The 16,037-nt window shown below is 51.1% G+C and carries 11 protein-coding genes; 1 reads left to right on the top strand and 10 read right to left on the bottom strand.

The genetic code is table 11. The features are described from left to right. Nucleotides 1–112 precede the first annotated feature (112 nt). From pflA to adhE, 3 genes are all read right to left on the bottom strand, one after another. Nucleotides 113–856 (bottom strand): pyruvate formate-lyase-activating protein, encoded by a 744-nt coding sequence (gene pflA / locus MKX50_RS15710; protein ID WP_339157337.1) that lies wholly within the window; start codon nucleotides 854–856, stop codon nucleotides 113–115. A 57-nt stretch (nucleotides 857–913) separates the two neighbouring features. Further along, nucleotides 914–3,175, bottom strand: a complete 2,262-nt coding sequence (gene pflB, locus MKX50_RS15715) for a formate C-acetyltransferase (RefSeq protein WP_339157338.1) — start codon at nucleotides 3,173–3,175, stop codon at nucleotides 914–916. Nucleotides 3,176–3,461: 286 nt separating this feature from the next. Continuing rightward, on the bottom strand, nucleotides 3,462–6,077 hold the full coding sequence (gene adhE / locus MKX50_RS15720; RefSeq protein ID WP_155610234.1) for a bifunctional acetaldehyde-CoA/alcohol dehydrogenase: 2,616 nt from the start codon (nucleotides 6,075–6,077) through the stop codon (nucleotides 3,462–3,464). A gap of 433 nt (nucleotides 6,078–6,510) precedes the next feature. On the opposite strand from adhE, the gene MKX50_RS15725 reads away from it, so the two are divergent. After that, complete coding sequence (locus tag MKX50_RS15725) at nucleotides 6,511–7,227, top strand: Crp/Fnr family transcriptional regulator (RefSeq protein WP_155610235.1); 717 nt, start codon at nucleotides 6,511–6,513, stop codon at nucleotides 7,225–7,227. A gap of 85 nt (nucleotides 7,228–7,312) precedes the next feature. Here the strand turns inward: MKX50_RS15725 and MKX50_RS15730 are convergent, their stop codons facing one another. From MKX50_RS15730 to nirB, 7 genes are all read right to left on the bottom strand, one after another. Further along, nucleotides 7,313–8,956 (bottom strand): response regulator, encoded by a 1,644-nt coding sequence (locus tag MKX50_RS15730; RefSeq protein WP_213590492.1) that lies wholly within the window; start codon nucleotides 8,954–8,956, stop codon nucleotides 7,313–7,315. Between the two features lie 41 nt (nucleotides 8,957–8,997). Then, entirely contained in the window at nucleotides 8,998–9,828 is an 831-nt protein-coding gene (locus MKX50_RS15735; protein ID WP_155610236.1) for a carbohydrate ABC transporter permease, read from the bottom strand. Next, nucleotides 9,828–10,712, bottom strand: a complete 885-nt coding sequence (locus tag MKX50_RS15740) for a sugar ABC transporter permease (RefSeq protein WP_155610237.1) — start codon at nucleotides 10,710–10,712, stop codon at nucleotides 9,828–9,830. Before MKX50_RS15740 ends, MKX50_RS15735 begins: the two co-directional genes overlap by 1 nt. Before the next feature lie 100 nt (nucleotides 10,713–10,812). After that, the gene (locus MKX50_RS15745; protein ID WP_213590491.1) at nucleotides 10,813–12,180 is read right to left on the bottom strand and encodes an extracellular solute-binding protein; all 1,368 of its coding nucleotides are present in this window, start codon (nucleotides 12,178–12,180) and stop codon (nucleotides 10,813–10,815) included. Between the two features lie 210 nt (nucleotides 12,181–12,390). Beyond that, the gene (locus MKX50_RS15750; protein WP_213590490.1) at nucleotides 12,391–13,185 is read right to left on the bottom strand and encodes a formate/nitrite transporter family protein; all 795 of its coding nucleotides are present in this window, start codon (nucleotides 13,183–13,185) and stop codon (nucleotides 12,391–12,393) included. Between the two features lie 58 nt (nucleotides 13,186–13,243). Next, a complete protein-coding gene (gene nirD / locus MKX50_RS15755; RefSeq protein WP_155610239.1) occupies nucleotides 13,244–13,567 on the bottom strand; it encodes a nitrite reductase small subunit NirD in 324 nt (107 codons plus the stop codon). 21 nt (nucleotides 13,568–13,588) lie between these two features. After that, the gene (gene nirB / locus MKX50_RS15760; protein ID WP_339157339.1) at nucleotides 13,589–16,018 is read right to left on the bottom strand and encodes a nitrite reductase large subunit NirB; all 2,430 of its coding nucleotides are present in this window, start codon (nucleotides 16,016–16,018) and stop codon (nucleotides 13,589–13,591) included. Nucleotides 16,019–16,037: the final 19 nt, after the last annotated feature.

Genomic DNA, 16,037 nt, shown 5'->3' on the forward strand with positions numbered 1-16,037 from the left:
CTGCCTTTCGTAAGGGAATAATTCTCTGCAACAGGGGGAGGATTAAACAAAAAAAGGGCCGTCCTGATCAGCGATCTGCTGATCGGGACAACCCGTTTCTAGCCATATGATGTTATGAAGTCGCGGATAGCGTCTGCTTTTTTCCTTCTTCAATCAGCTCGTATGCCCGCTGAACCTCTGCCTCCATCGGTGAAGGCACGCCTTCCAATGGATAACTCCAGCCTAGCTCCTGCCACTTGTATATGCCCATCTGATGATACGGAAGTATTTCAAATTTCTCTACGGCGTTCAGTTCACCGATAAAGCGTCCGAGATCAAGCAAATCCTGTTCATCATCGGTCAAGCCTGGAACAAGCACGTATCTGATCCACATGTTGCGGCCTTCCTTAGACAGCCATTTCGCCATGTTCAGCATGCGTTCGTTCGGCTTGCCGGTCAGCTTGATATGCTTCTCGTTGTCGATATGCTTCAAGTCAAGCATGACCAGGTCGGTGACATCCAATAGCTCGATGATTTTCGGGCCTTCATTATAACCGTTCGTATCGAGCGTTGTATGCAGATTCCAGCGCTTCTTCACTTCACGGAATAATTCCGTCACGAATGGCGCCTGCAGCGTAGCTTCTCCACCGGAGACCGTCAACCCGCCGCCTGACGGCCGATAGTAGTTGAGGTACGGCTCAATTTCAGCAAGCACCTCTTCCAGGGTCATTTCTTTACCGTCCGTCAGGCTCCATGTATCGGGATTGTGGCAATATTGACATTTCAGCAAGCAGCCCTGCATGAAGAGGACGAAGCGAATGCCCGGGCCATCGACCGTTCCGAATGTCTCCAATGAATGTATGCGACCTTTAAGCATGTTTCGTCACCCTTTCTGTAATTGGCTGCATGTGTTACATTCCATACCCTATCTTTATTACATCGAACCATGGAAGGTGCGGTTGATGACATCGAGCTGCTGTTCGCGAGTCAGCTTGATGAAGTTAACGGCATAACCGGATACGCGGATCGTCAGCTGCGGATAATTCTCAGGGTGCTCCATCGCATCCATCAATTGTTCACGGTCAAAGACGTTGACGTTCAGGTGATGGGCTTTGCTGCCAAAGTAGCCGTCCATCATGGCAACCAGGTTGTTCTTGCGGATTTCCGGTTCTTTGCCGAGCGCTTTTGGCACGATCGAGAATGTGTTGGAAATACCGTCAAGGCTGTGCTCGTAAGGCAGCTTGGCGACAGAGCTCAGGGATGCCAGCGCCCCCTTCTTATCGCGGCCGTGCATCGGGTTAGCCCCTGGCGCGAACGGTTCGCCTGCTTTACGACCATCTGGCGTTGTTCCCGTCTTCTTACCGTATACCACGTTGGAGGTAATCGTCAAAACGGATTGTGTCGGCATTGCGTTTCGATATGTTTTGTGTTTGCGAATCATCTCCATGAAGCTCTCAACGAGTTCAACGGCAATTTGGTCAACCCTGTCGTCGTTGTTGCCGTAGCAAGGGAAGTTTCCTTCAATTTCAAAATCTACGGCGATGCCGTTTTCGTTGCGGATCGGTTTGACTTTCGCGTATTTAATAGCACTAAGCGAATCGGCCGCTACGGACAGGCCGGCGATGCCGCAAGCCATTGTGCGGAGAATGTCGCGGTCATGCAGGGCCATTTCAATCCGCTCGTAGCAGTATTTATCGTGCATATAGTGAATGACATTCAATGTATTTACATACAATTTAGCAAGCCATTCCATCATCGGCTTGAAGCGTTTCATCACTTCATCGTAATCGAGATACTCGGACGTGATGGCCGGGAATTCAGGAGCAACCTGAGCACCGGATTTCTCGTCCTTACCGCCGTTGATCGCATACAGCAGCGCTTTGGCCAGATTCGCGCGAGCGCCGAAGAATTGCATTTGTTTCCCGATTTCCATTGCGGATACACAGCAAGCGATACCGTAGTCGTCGCCATAGATCGGACGCATCAAATCGTCGTTTTCATATTGAATCGAGCTCGTCTCGATAGATACTTTGGCGCAGTATTTCTTAAACGCCTCCGGCAATTGCTCAGACCAGAGCACTGTCAGATTAGGCTCAGGCGCAGGTCCCAGGTTATACAGCGTGTGCAGAAAACGGAAGCTGTTCTTGGTTACGCGGGTAGCACCTTGTACCGTCATCCCGCCGATCGATTCGGTTACCCAAGTAGGGTCTCCGCTGAACAGGTCGTTGTATTCCGGCGTACGGAGGAATTTCACAATACGCAGCTTCATGACGAAATGGTCTACCAGCTCTTGCGCTTCAACTTCTGTAATCGTGCCTTCGGCCAGGTCACGCTCGATGTAGGCATCGAGGAAGGATGATACGCGTCCAAGGGACATCGCCGCGCCGTCCTGCTCCTTAACAGCAGCCAGATATGCGAAATAGAGCCATTGGAATGCTTCTTTTGCAGTCGTCGCAGGTCTGGAAATATCAAAGCCGTGCATTTCACCCAGCTGTTTCAATTCGCCAAGTGCGCGGATTTGCTCAGACAGCTCTTCACGCAGCCGGATGACATCCTCGTCGATCACATCAACTTCAAGACTTTTCAGTTCATTTTGTTTTTGTTTGATCAGGAAGTCTACGCCATAAAGGGCCACCCGGCGATAGTCGCCAATGATCCGGCCGCGTCCGTAAGCATCAGGCAGACCTGTAATAATACCAGCTTTGCGGGCAGCTCTCATCTCCGTAGTATATGCATCGAAAACGCCTTGGTTATGCGTCTTGCGAATCGTCGTAAACATTTCAATAATGCTTTCCGGCAAATCAAATCCATAAGCTTTGCAGGAATTGAAAACCATGTTAATGCCGCCGAATGGATGGATCGTACGTTGAAACGGAGCGCTGCCCTGCACGCCGACGATTTGTTCCTTCTCCTTATCCAAGTAGCCTGGAGCATGAGAAACAATCGTAGATGGCGTGTTCACGTCAACATCGAGTACCCCTCCAGCTTCCCGCTCTTTCTTGGTTAGATCGGATACGATGTCCCACAGGGCCACCGTGTTGTCCGTAGGTCCTGCCAAGAAAGCTTCGTCACCGTGATAAGGGGCAATGTTATGGTCGATAAAATCGCGAACATTGACTTCCCTCATCCATTTCCCTTTTTTAAAACCTCTCCATGCGGACTGTACTTCTTGTACTTCTCTTTCAATCACCGACATCTTGTATTCCCTCCATTTGTATAGTGTATGCGGGGTTGAAGGCTACATCCCGCACCCTTGGATCCCTAAAATTTGTGATAATTTTCACAACTCAGACACTGATAAGCCCATTTTTACCATTTATACGAATCCATTCAACTCATCAACGTATGAGGGATCTTTATACTGCTATGATATACCAGATTGGACAAAAGGATTGTGACAAATATCACATTTCGAGTGATATTTGTCACTATTTATTGAACAGCTTATATTCTAATTATTTAAATTTTAGGCAGCCCGGATTTTACTCTTCAAAGCGTCCGTAGAATGCGTCGCGGTATACTTCCGCAAGCTCGCTGACCAAAGGCAGCTTCGGATTCGCCGTCGTACATTGGTCCTCGAAAGCACGGTCAGCCAAGTAATCCACGCGCGCTTCGAAGTCCTTCGCATCGAAGCCTAGCTCCTGGAAGCTCGCCGGAATGCCAAGCTTCTTGTTCAGCTCGCGGATCGCGTTGATGAGGCTCTTGACGCCTTCTTCCGTCGTACGGGCAGGCAGTCCCAGGATGCGGGCGATTTCCGCATAGCGCTCGTCAGCCACAAAGTGTTTGTATTTAGGCCATGCTGCGAATTTCGTAGGCTTTTTCGCGTTGTAGCGAATCACGTGCGGCATCAGAATCGCGTTGGTACGGCCATGTGCAGTATGGTATTGACCGCCCCATTTATGCGCCAGGCTGTGGTTGATGCCCAGGAACGCATTGGCAAAGGCCATACCTGCCAGCGTCGAAGCATTATGCATTTTCTCGCGGGCCAGCTTGTCGCCGGTCAACGCCGATTGCTCCAGGTACTGGAATACGAGCTGGATGGCTTTGATAGCAAGACCGTCCGTATAATCATTCGCCATGACCGATACGTAAGCTTCAATCGCATGCGTCAGAACGTCCATGCCCGTGTCGGCTACAGCCACTTTCGGCAAGCTGTATACGAATTCAGGATCAATGATAGCCACGTCTGGGGTCAGCTCATAATCAGCAAGCGGATATTTCGTATTGCCGTTGATTTTATCCGTAATAACTGCGAACGAAGTCACTTCCGAACCTGTACCCGAAGTTGTAGGAATCGCTACGAATTTGGCTTTTTGGCCGAGACGCGGGTATTTGTAGATTCGTTTGCGGATATCCATAAATTTTTGCTTCAGGTTATGGAAGTCCGTATCCGGATATTCATAGAACAGCCACATTCCTTTTGCAGCGTCCATCGGCGAACCGCCGCCGAGTGCGATGATGCAGTCCGGCTGGAATTTAGCCATCAGCTCGGTTCCCCGTTCCACCGTCGTTGTCGATGGATCCGGCTCAACATCCGAGAACACTTCGATGGCAACTGGAGTTTGGCGCTGACGCAAATAATGCTCGACTCTTTCTACATATCCGAGTTTGACCATCATCGGGTCGGTTACGATCAGCACACGGCTGATGTCCGGCATTTTGGCCAGATATTGCGTCGAATTTTTCTCGAAATAGATTTTGCTTGGAACCTTGAACCACTGCATATTCACGGTACGACGATTCACCCTTTTCACGTTGATCAAATTGACAGCCGTAACGTTCGACGAAGTCGAGTTGCGTCCGTAAGATCCGCAGCCCAGCGTAAGCGACGGCAGGTTCGTATTATAGATGTCCCCGATTCCGCCCTGCGAAGACGGCTGGTTAACCAGGATCCGGCATGTTGGCATGCGGTCCGAAAATTTTTGTATGATGTCTTCATTGTTCGAATGGATAACCGACGAGTGCCCCATGCCTCCGAATTGCACAACTTCCAGCGCACGATCGATGCCTTGTTCGGCTGTTTTCACTTTGTAGCAGGCGAGCACGGGGCTCAATTTCTCGGCAGACAGCGGGAATTTAGGACCTACGCCTTCGATCTCGGCTACCAGGATTTTTGTTCCTGCGGGCACTTCAATGCCGCACAGTTCGGCGATCTTCGTAGCAGGCTGACCCACAATCGTCGGGTTCACTGCGCATTTATCCGCAATGATCGCGCCGGCCGTTAATTTGGCAGCTTCCTCTTTGTTAACGAAATAGCAGCCGTTCGCAATCATTTTTTTCTTCACTTGGTCGAAGATCGGTTCTTCGATAATGACCGCTTGCTCGGAAGCACAGATCATGCCGTTGTCAAAGGTCTTGGATAAAATAAGGTCGTTGACCGCTTGATCCAGATCAGCGCTTTTCTCAATGAAGCAAGGTACGTTGCCAGGACCAACGCCCAGCGCCGGTTTGCCGCAGCTGTACGCCGCTTTAACCATCGCGGAGCCGCCGGTAGCCAGAATGCAGGCTACGTCAGGGTGATTCATCAATGCATTCGTACGGTCCATGGACGGATCCTCGATCCATTGGATACAGTCTGCTGGCGCGCCATGTTTGACCGCAGCTTCCAGCAAAATTTTCGCGGCTTCTGCGCTGCAGCGCTGTGCAGATGGATGGAAGCCGAAGATGATCGGGTTGCGGGTCTTGATCGCGATCATCGCTTTGAAAATCGTCGTGGATGTCGGGTTGGTCACTGGGGTAATCCCCATAATAATGCCAACGGGCTCGGCGATTTTCTGGAAGCTGTCGTAAGGGTTATCCTCGATGACGCCAACTGTCTTGTCGTACTTGATGCTGTTGTGGATGTACTCTGTCGCGAACATATTCTTGATGATCTTGTCTTCATATACCCCGCGGCCAGTTTCCTCTACAGCCATCTTCGCTAAATACATGTGCTTGTCGAGGCCGGCAAGCGCCATCGCCTGAACGATCTTATCAATTTGCTCTTGATCCAATTCCATAAACGCTTCGGTCGCCTTTTTCGCTTTGTCGATCAGGGATTGGATGTAATCCTCTGCGGTAGGCTGCTGCTTCGTGGTCACATTGTTCTTTACGGCCATTTCTCTCATCCTCCTAATTTCATATGGACCAACCAGGGAAGTCTCTCTAGGGTGCGTTGCCTATTGTGAATATTTTCACTTTCTGGCTTATCCATCGGAAGCTTTAGCTTCTCTTTTGTTACCTCGATCATATCACAGGATTTTGGGTTTGTATAGTGAATATTTTCACAAACTTTAAAGAAATGAAAGTTTTCATCTCTATAGTTTGTTTTTCATTCCGTACTTTCAACGATGGTTCATGAATTTAATTTCATAGACCGCCCTGTTCTGCAATGAGTTTTTAGACGCGTAGATAGTGAAAATAGTCACAATGTTAGAATTTAGACACTTTTGCGGCCTTGCAAGCCGCCCCAAAGCTTGAAGTTCGGTATATAATTAATTTAAATTCATTTAAAATTTTCAGAAAAATTTGGAGCATGAGGGGGATTTAAAAATGACTCAATTCGCAACGGCAACCCCGCCCCGTGGGAATACGAGCTGCTTTACGGAGCAGAACTTCAACCGGCTTCTCGTAACCATGAAAGACAAGACGTATCCGGAAGGAACTCATCTGTTCTGGGAAGGAGACTTCTCCGACAAGCTGTTCTTCGTTAAGCGAGGGCGCATTAAATTGACCAAATCCACGGACGAAGGCAAGGAGCTTATTCTATATATGTACGGGCGCGGAGACATGGTTGGCCAGGCCGATCCCTTCTTCAGCTCGAAGCACAGCTTTACCGCCGAAGTCATCGAGGACAGTGAAATCGGCATTATTGAACAAAAAGATCTCGAAATCATGATCTGCCAGCATTGCGACTTTGCCATTGACTTCATGAAATGGATGGGCATCCATCACCGTCTGACGCAGACCAAGTTCCGCGACTTGATGATGTACGGCAAGCCGGGAGCGCTTTGCTCCACCCTGATCCGTCTCAGCAATACCTATGGCGAGAAGCAAGGCGACAATATTCTGATCAACAAGAAAATTACGCATACGGATCTATCCAACATGATCGGCGCGACCCGCGAGAGCGTCAACCGGATGCTCAGCGACTTGCGCAAGAAGGATGCGCTGGAATATGTGAACGGCATGATCCTTATTAAAGACCTTGTCATGCTGCAGGACATTTGCCACTGTGAGCTATGCCCCAACGAAATATGCCGGATTTAATGATGGCAAGACGCAAGGAAGCAACCTCATCTCGAGCCGGGAGGAGGTTGCTTTTCATTTTGCCGCAAGGCTGTTCCTGCGAGACTTATATTTGCTGCTTGTTGGAATCCGCACCCGCATTCTCCGGCACATTACCGCTCCCTCGCGCCTCTTCCTGTTCCCGGTACTCGGTCGGAGTTACGCCGGTATAGCGCTGGAATACCTTGGAGAAATAACGCCTGTCGCTATAGCCGACCAGGGCGCCGATTTCGGTTACGCTGCGGGAAGTCAACCTTAGCATCGTCTTGGCAAGCTCCATGCGCTGTTTTCGCAAATGTTCAACGAACGTCTCCCCGTAATGGTTCTTAAACAGATGACTGAAATAGCTAGAACTGATATTCAGGTGATTCGCAATGTCGTCGACCCCAATGTCCGTACTCAAATTGCGCTGAATATATTCTCCGGCCGAAATCATCAGCAGCTCGCTGGATTTCTTATTGATCTCAAGCTCCCTGATGTGGCTCTCCAGCTCCGAAATCACGTTCAGCAAATCCTTCACGTTCTGGCTGTGCTGCAAATGCTGCCACATCTTCCCCTCTTCCCGGGAGTTCATGAAATCAAGCTCGCGCATTTCCCGGAGCAGATGAATAATGCTATATTGCAAAAATTTCTCGATTCCCAGCGCCGAACGCTCGGAAATATGCGGCAAATTGGCCTTCAACTGACCAAGCCCCTGCTCGACCTTCGATTTGTCGTACATTTTCAGACCTGAAGTGATTTCCTCAACAAGCTGCCATTCCGACACCGCAGCCGCATCGCGCGCCAGCGCGTCCTCCGTCATAGGGAGCAGCTGTTCATGGCCCGCTTGCAGCATCAAGCCGCGCTGCAGCTTCATGTACGTCTGGGACAGTCCCCCGATCTCCAGGAGCCCCTGCTCCCAAGCCAGACTGACCGTTAGCTTGATATGGTCCTTGACCGCCCGCTGGATTTCCCGGGCCCACTCCTGCATCTGCGGTGAACTAGCAGCATTGCCCGAACGCTCGAATTGCAGCAGGACGCACCACTCCCCCTGGCGCATTTGGACCACTGTATAATGAGGCTTCTGGCCCGGGATCGCCTCCTGCAGCACATTGCGCACCGCAAAATTCCACAGCTTGCGCTCCTGTTCCGTCCAGGACACAGTACGCTGCGCATAATCGTCCAAGTCTACCAGGAACAGAGCGTATTGAAGCTCCCGTCCCTGCTCCTCCTCCAAACCCCATCGGGGCACGTCAGCCGCAAAGCCCATCAGCACGTCGAACATCATTTTCTCATTCGCGAGTCCGATCATCCTTTGCAGCTGCCGCTCCGCACAGCGCTTCTCCGACCGGCGGGAGCGGACTTCATCCGCAAGCTTGCCAATCGCCGCTTCCAGTTCTGTATAATTGATCGGCTTCAGAATATAGTCCTTCACTCCGTGCTGCAGCGCAAGCCGGGCATATTCGAACTCCTGATACCCGGTCAGCATAATAACCTCAGTCTCATAGCCCAGCCTGCGGATCTCCCGGAGAAATTCCAGGCCGTCCATCAGCGGCATCCGGATGTCGCACAGAATGATGTCCGGCTCGAATTCCATGACCAGCTCCAGCCCCTTGACGCCGTTGCGAGCCGTCCCGACAAGCTCGATCTGCATTTCGTTCCAGGGAATTGCATTCTTCAAATGATTGAGTATAAGAGGCTCGTCATCAATGAGCAGCGCCTTGATATCCACAGAGCATTACCCCATTTCGTCGTTACCGTTCTACTGTTAATCTATCCTTTTACCCCTCCGGCCGTCAAACCTTCAATGATCTTCTCTTGCAGAATGGCATAGATTACCATGACGGGTACGACACTGTAGACGATTCCGGCCGACATTTGCGCATAGTTAATGCTGAATGCGTCACGGAAGCCTACCATCCCCACTGGGAGCGTCTTAAGCGAGTCCTCGGACAGAAAGTAATTGGCAAGCAAAAATTCATTCCAGTTGCCGAGAAAATTAACGATAAAGACCGTCACAAGCGCCGGAACCGTTAGCGGCATCACCACTCGGGCAAAAATGCCGGGAGATCTAAGCCCGTCCACGACGGCAGCTTCCTCGATCTCACTGGGCAGCGATTTCATAAAAGCCGTTAAAATGACGACCGAAAACGGGATAGAATTCGCCGCATAGGGGATGAGCAGCGCCCAGTGCGTATCCAGCAGGTTCGTCGAGCGCATCAAATTATATATTGGCAGCAGCAAGGCATTTCCCGGTATGAGTATGCCTAGAATGATGATCTGATACAGCATCGGGCTAAGCTTCGTGAACCGCATCCGGGTAAGCGCGAAGGAGGCCATGGAAGCCATGATGATCGTAGCTACCGCGGCAATGACAGCAATGTACAAGCTATTCAGAAAATAAGTGCTGATTTTCGCATTCACCCAGGCTTCCACGTAGTTCGACCACTGGAATTCTTTCGGAAAGCCGAACGGATTTTGGGCAATCGCCAGATTGTCGGTCTTCACCGATGAGAACAGCACGAACAAGAATGGATACAATATGACCAGCAAATAAATCATCAACAGGATATGAGCCAGGCTGCCCTTGAGTTTTTTTGTCATCAATATTCGATCCTTTCCGTTCTTCTCACTACAAGGACTTGATAAAGCGCAGTAATGATAAGTGTAAAAATAAAAATCAAGACCGCGATGCTGTTCCCGTATCCGTATTTAAAGCTGGTGATGGAATGCTTCAGCATGTAGGTGGCCATCACCTCGGTAGAGCCGGCCGGTCCGCCCTTGGTCATGACGATAATAATGTCCGCCGCTTTCATGGCTCCGGCGATCGACAGCATGATGACAACCGACACGATCGGCATGATAAGCGGCATCGTGATCCTCATAGCCCGCTGGAAGCCTGTCGCTCCGTCAATCATCGCCGCTTCGTCCAGCTCCTTCGGAATGGATATGATTGCAGCCAGCACCATGACGATATAGAACCCTGTCCACTGCCAGGCGTTCGTGATCAGAATGGAGATCATGGCCCAGTTCCGGTCCGACAGCCAATAAACTTTGTCGATGCCGAATAGTCCAAGCACATTGTTGAACAGCCCGATATCCGGTTCATAAATGAATCCCCACAAAATACCGATCACTGCCGTCGACATGACGGAAGGCATAAACACGGCCGTTTTATACAGCCCCTTCAGCTTCTTGACGTTTGCGATCAAAAGCGAGAATAGGATAATCAGCGGAACTTGAATAAAAACAGAAAACAAAATAAAGAAACCGTTATTTCTAACCGACACCCAAAAAGCGTTTTGGCTCATGGACTTCGTATAATTTGCTAACCCGGTGAAGTTATACGTCTTGGCAATCCCGTTCCAATCAGTGAAGCTGTAAAATGCGGCATTAATTACGGGATAAACAAAAAATAATACGATACCGACAAAGGTCGGGATCAGGAACAACGCATACATCAGCGGACTTCTCATCGCCTTATTCATAGAAAACCCTCCAGCTTCTTACTTGGTTGCAACATGGCTGTGCTGTGAAAAGGAGCACCACCTGGATTAGCTGGGGTGCTCCACATGTCAATATACGCTGTTATTGTCCGGCTGCATTCGCTTCGTCTTGTACTTTTTGCAGGGCGTCAAGCATAGCCTGCGGATCTTGAACGCCTTCGATGACGCGATGGATACCGCTGCTAAGCTCGGTGTTGACCTCAGCCTGCACCAAGGCATCGAACGCAGGCCATTTATACTCTAGTTCATTCATGCGCAGAATGATTTCCTTAACCAGATCATTAGCCGCATTGGCCTCCAGATCTTCCTCATTCAAAATCATGGAAGGAAGCAAACCGTCCTCCTTCAGACTTTGCAATTGAACTTCATCGCTGTAAAAGACCTTAATGAATGTTTTGACCGCTTCCAGCTTCTGCGGATCTTCCGCTACCTTTGCGGAGAAGCCATAGCCGTTGTTCGAGTCAACCATCGAGCTGAAGCCGTCTCCTTCATTCAGCGGTGGCATGACGAAGAAGCCAAACTTGCTCTTGCCGTCAGCGCCCACCTCGTCGTTGAACACGGAAGAAGCCCAGGAACCGTCGTACATCATTACGGCTTCATCCGTCAGCAGCTGGTTGCGCTGGCTATTGTAGTCGATGCCAAGCTCACCTTTCTTGAAATAACCCTTCTTCACCCATTCCTGATGCTTGCTCACGGCCTCGACCATTTTCGGATCATTCCACTTCGATTCACCGGTCTTGAATCCGGCCGTGAAATCGGCTCCGGCATAGTACGCCCACAGGTTATTCGTCGTCATGAGCGGTACCCAAGCATCCTTGGAACCTTGGGCGAAAGGAACCTTGCCGTCAGCCTTCACCTTCTCGGCAAGCGCTTCCAATTCAGCTAGCGTTTTCGGGACTTCCAGCCCTTTTGCAGCAAAGTACTCTTTATTATAGAAATAGCCTTCGATCGATCCGCCTTTTGGCAGGCCGTATATTTTGCCATCGTATGTCCAAGGATCCAAGTTGATGAAACGGTCTCTCAAGTTCAACTCATCCAGAATTGGACCGATGTCGAGGACTAAGCCTTCTTTCGCGTATACGCCGATATCCGGGCTGCCGAAGGCATCGAAAATATCCGGAGGATTGCCTGCAGCCATTTCGCTTCTCAGCTTGTCTTTCCGGTTAACTTCGCTGTCCACACCGTCAAGCTTGATCGTCAAACCAGGAACCTGCTCTTCGATCCTCTTCTTCACGGCCTCCAAGCGAGCCAAGCGGTTTTTATTCGGTTCCCCGATTTCGATATGGCGCATTTTCAGCTCAAACGGCTCCGCTTTGCTGTTTTGCTGCGCATTTCCGCCATTGGCGCCCGTATTTACCGGCTCCACGGAATTGCTGCTTTTTCCGCAGCCCGCCACCAGAGCGCCGGCTACAAAAATCAGACTTAACATCATGATCAGACTTTTTCTCACTGTTTGACCTCCCTAAATAATTGAGTAGTGTTGCTTTGCACCCTCATTATAAAATAAGGCTTCCGGCCTGTAAGGATGACAAATCCACTATTAGAGGAGATATTTCTATGGACTTCATGAACCAGCGGCTTCGCCCGTCTTCATGTAAGCAAAAAGACGCCCCCCAGCCGGGATCGGCTGACAGGACGTCTTATTCTGCTAGCTGCTTGCTCATTTCGAAACATCGTTTTTCTTACGCACTGGGGAGATAAACCAATAGGCCATGCCTACAAACACAATGCCGCCTACCATATTTCCTAGCGTCACAGGAATCATATTATGCAGCCAGCCGGCGAGCGAAATCGTATCCGGATGGTTCGGGAGCAGCAGCGAGAGGCTAAGCAGGGTCATATTAGCAACGCTGTGCTCATAGCCGCTGGCAATGAAGGCAAAGAGGCACCACCAGATGAGCACCAGCTTGGAGATGTCATCCTTGGCCCGGTTCGCCATCCACAGCGCCAGACAGACAAGCCAGTTGCACAATATCCCGCGAAAAAACAGCTCTGATATCGGGGCGGCCATCTTCTTCGCTGAAGCGGCGAAAATCAAATGTTCCGGTCCGGCGGTCTTGAATAAGCCCGAACCGACGACGAGCAGGCTTAGCGCCACTGCGCCCGCCAAATTGCCGAGAAACACAATCGCCCAGTTCTTCAGCGTGTCGCCTGGCGACGTCCGCTTAGCGAGTGTACTGATCGTAAAAAACATGTTGTTTCCCGTAAACAGCTCCGAGCCGGCAAAGACGACCAAGGTGAGGGCTATCCCGAAGGATGCCCCCATGACGAGCGATTGAATGGGAGATTCCGCTTTGGCCAGCGGAGCGCCGAGACTAAAAATAAGGATGATCCCGAGCCCCACATAGGCACCGGCGAGCAAAGCGGATACGATATACCTCGGCAGGCTCTCCCGCATCGCATCCCTTTTCTTGACTGCCGCTTCAATAATGGCCTCAATATTTTGTGTATACATACCAGTTCTCTCCCTTTGCTCCCGTCTTTCATACAAGTTTGAAGACGCGACTAACTTCCTATGCGCCAATCCATACGCCGCCGTCCTCTACCTTCACCTCATATACCTTTACCTGTCCCGTATCTGGAGCTTGTACCAGTCCCGTCGTTAAATCGATCTTCCAATCGTACAGCGGATCATATAAATAGTGGCCCGACACGATGCCCTCGGCCAGCGGTCCGCCCTTTGGGTGGGGATTCTTATTCTCAACGGCATAGATCCGGTCGGAGGAATCGCGGAATACGGCAATTTGCTCGCCGTTTAATTCCACGATCCGCCCGATCTGCTTCATAAACATATCCAACGTGCCTACATGGTGCATGGTCTCCTGCGTTGCTCCCATCTCCATTCTCCTCTCTGATCGTTATCCCTTCATTTCTACGCTATGGAACATTTTGCTGCGGCTGTCATGGTCATTCAGCATTTTGCTCCAAGGCTCCTCCGCCTGTTTCAAGGCGAACTCGACGCGCTCTACCAGATCCCGGCGATGGTTCAGATCGTCGACGGCAACAGCCTTGATTTGCTCCAAGCCAACTCGTTCGACCCATTCCGAGGTGCGTTCCAGATAATTGCCCGTCTCCCGGTAATATTGGATGACGGCGCCGCATACCTCGATGAGTTCCTCATCCGTCTTCACCTTGCATAGCGAATCCGCCAGGCGGGCTTTAATGCCGCCGTTGCCGCCGATGAAAATTTCCCAGCCCCCGTCATTGCCAACGATGCCGATGTCCTTCGTGCACGCTTCCGCACAATTTCGCGGGCAGCCGTTGACAGCCATTTTGAATTTGGCCGGATAGTCGATCCGCTCGAACTTGCGTTCCAGCAGCGCTCCCATACTCATCGAATCCTGAGTGCCGAAACGGCAGAACTGCGAGCCTACGCAGGTCTTGACGGTACGCAGCGATTTTGCGTAAGCATACCCCGACGGCATGCCGAGCTCTTCCCATACCTTCGGCAGGTCCTCTTTTTTCACGCCAATCAAATCGAGGCGCTGGCCGCCGGTCACTTTAACTACCTTAACGTCGTATTTCAGCGAGACGTCGGCGATCTTCTTCAAATCCTCCGGTGTCGTTACGCCCCCATACATCCGCGGAACGACCGTATACGTTCCATCCTTCTGAATGTTGGCGTTCATCCGTTCATTGACGAAGCGCGATTCTTTCTCGTCCTCATGGGTGTCCGGATAGATCATACCCAGGTAATAATTGAGCGCAGGGCGGCACTTCGAGCAGCCTTCCGGCTCATTCCAGCCGAGAACATGCATGACCTCTTTGGTCGTCTGCAGCCCCTTGGCTTTGATCTCGGCGACGATTTCGTCGCGGCTGAGCGTGGTGCAGCCGCAGATGCCCTGCTTCGCTGCGGTTGTGAACCCGTCTCCCAGCACATATTGCAGAATTTGCTCAACGACCGGCTTGCAGCCTCCGCACGAACGGGTTGCCCCAGTGCAGGCCTTGATTTCATCCACCGTCGTCAGGCCCTGGTTCGTAACTGCGTCGATGATACTTCCTTTGGTCACTCCGTTGCAGCCGCAGACGATTTCATCGTCGGACATCGTCTCGACCGTGGCCGCTTTCTTCGCCCCGCTGCCGCAGCAGCCTGTGCCCATCAGCGTATTGTACAGCTCGTCGGTCATAGCCGTTTTTTGTTTGATCAGCTTTTGCAGCTCCGCCGAATCCGTGATGTCCCCATACAAGACAGCGCCAACCATAATGCCATCTTTCAGCAAGATCTTCTTATACGTGCGCTTCCAATCATCCTTGCTTGCGATGACCGTATGCTCAGGTCCGTCAATAAATTCGCCGGTCGAGAATACGTCCACGCCGGAAATTTTCAATTTCGTTGATACGACCGATCCCTCATAGGGGGCGGTGTCTACTCCGCAAATATGCTTTGCCAGCACCATTCCCTGCTCGAAGAGCGGAGCCACGAGGCCGTAGCATACGCCGCGATGCTCATTGCACTCGCCTACCGAATATACGTCCTTCATCGACGTCTGCATGTAATCGTTAACGACGATGCCTCGGTTCACTTCGATACCGCTGTTCTTGGCAACCTCAACGTTTGGTTTGATGCCTACGGCCATTACGACGAACTCCGCGTCCAGCACGGTATCGTCGGCAAAGCGAAGGCCGCTCACTCTCTCACCGCCAAGCAGCTCGACCGTCTGGGCCTGCATTTTGAACTTAATGCCCTGGCGCTCCAGCTCCGCGCGCAGCATAAGCGCGGCCTGATGGTCCAGCTGCCGCTCCATCAGATCCTCCATCAAATGGACAACCGTAACGTCCATGCCCAATTGTACAAGCCCTTTGGCAGCCTCGAGCCCCAGCAGTCCCCCGCCGATGACAGCCGCTTTCTTGTATGTCTTGGCAGCCCCCAGCATCTGATTGCAGTCTGCAATATCGCGGAAGCCGATCACGCCTTGCTTGTCGCTGCCCGGAATAGGCAGAATAAATGAATTTGATCCTGTCGCGATAATCACTTTGTCGTAAGGAACCCGCATCCCCTCTTCGGTCACTACTTCCTTGTGCGTTTCGTCAATTTTTACGACTTTGGTTCCCGTGTGCAGCGTAATACCGTTGTCCGCATACCATTGCCAGTCATTAAGCACGATATCATCGATCGTCTTGCTTCCCTCAAGCACATAAGAGAGCATGATGCGATTATAGTTCGGATGCGGCTCGCTGCCGAATACCGTAATTTCAAATTGTGTTGTCAGCTTCAGAATTTGTTCGACTGTACTGATTCCGGCCATCCCGTTTCCGATCACGACCAGTTTAGGTTTATGAGTGTTCATATCGAGGAATGCCTCCTTC

The sequence above is a fragment of the Paenibacillus sp. FSL W8-0186 genome (genome assembly GCF_037969765.1).
Classification (GTDB): Bacteria; Bacillota; Bacilli; order Paenibacillales; family Paenibacillaceae; genus Fontibacillus; species Fontibacillus woosongensis.

Excerpts from the sequence above, each read along its gene's own strand:
- pflA (WP_339157337.1), bottom strand. The coding sequence starts at position 856 with ATGCTTAAAGGTCGCATACATTCATTGGAGACATTCGGAACGGTCGAT.
- pflB (WP_339157338.1), bottom strand. The coding sequence starts at position 3,175 with ATGTCGGTGATTGAAAGAGAAGTACAAGAAGTACAGTCCGCATGGAGA.
- adhE (WP_155610234.1), bottom strand. The coding sequence starts at position 6,077 with ATGGCCGTAAAGAACAATGTGACCACGAAGCAGCAGCCTACCGCAGAG.
- MKX50_RS15725 (WP_155610235.1), top strand. The coding sequence starts at position 6,511 with ATGACTCAATTCGCAACGGCAACCCCGCCCCGTGGGAATACGAGCTGC.
- MKX50_RS15735 (WP_155610236.1), bottom strand. The coding sequence starts at position 9,828 with ATGACAAAAAAACTCAAGGGCAGCCTGGCTCATATCCTGTTGATGATT.
- MKX50_RS15740 (WP_155610237.1), bottom strand. The coding sequence starts at position 10,712 with ATGAATAAGGCGATGAGAAGTCCGCTGATGTATGCGTTGTTCCTGATC.
- MKX50_RS15750 (WP_213590490.1), bottom strand. The coding sequence starts at position 13,185 with ATGTATACACAAAATATTGAGGCCATTATTGAAGCGGCAGTCAAGAAA.
- nirD (WP_155610239.1), bottom strand. The coding sequence starts at position 13,567 with ATGGGAGCAACGCAGGAGACCATGCACCATGTAGGCACGTTGGATATG.
- nirB (WP_339157339.1), bottom strand. The coding sequence starts at position 16,018 with ATGAACACTCATAAACCTAAACTGGTCGTGATCGGAAACGGGATGGCC.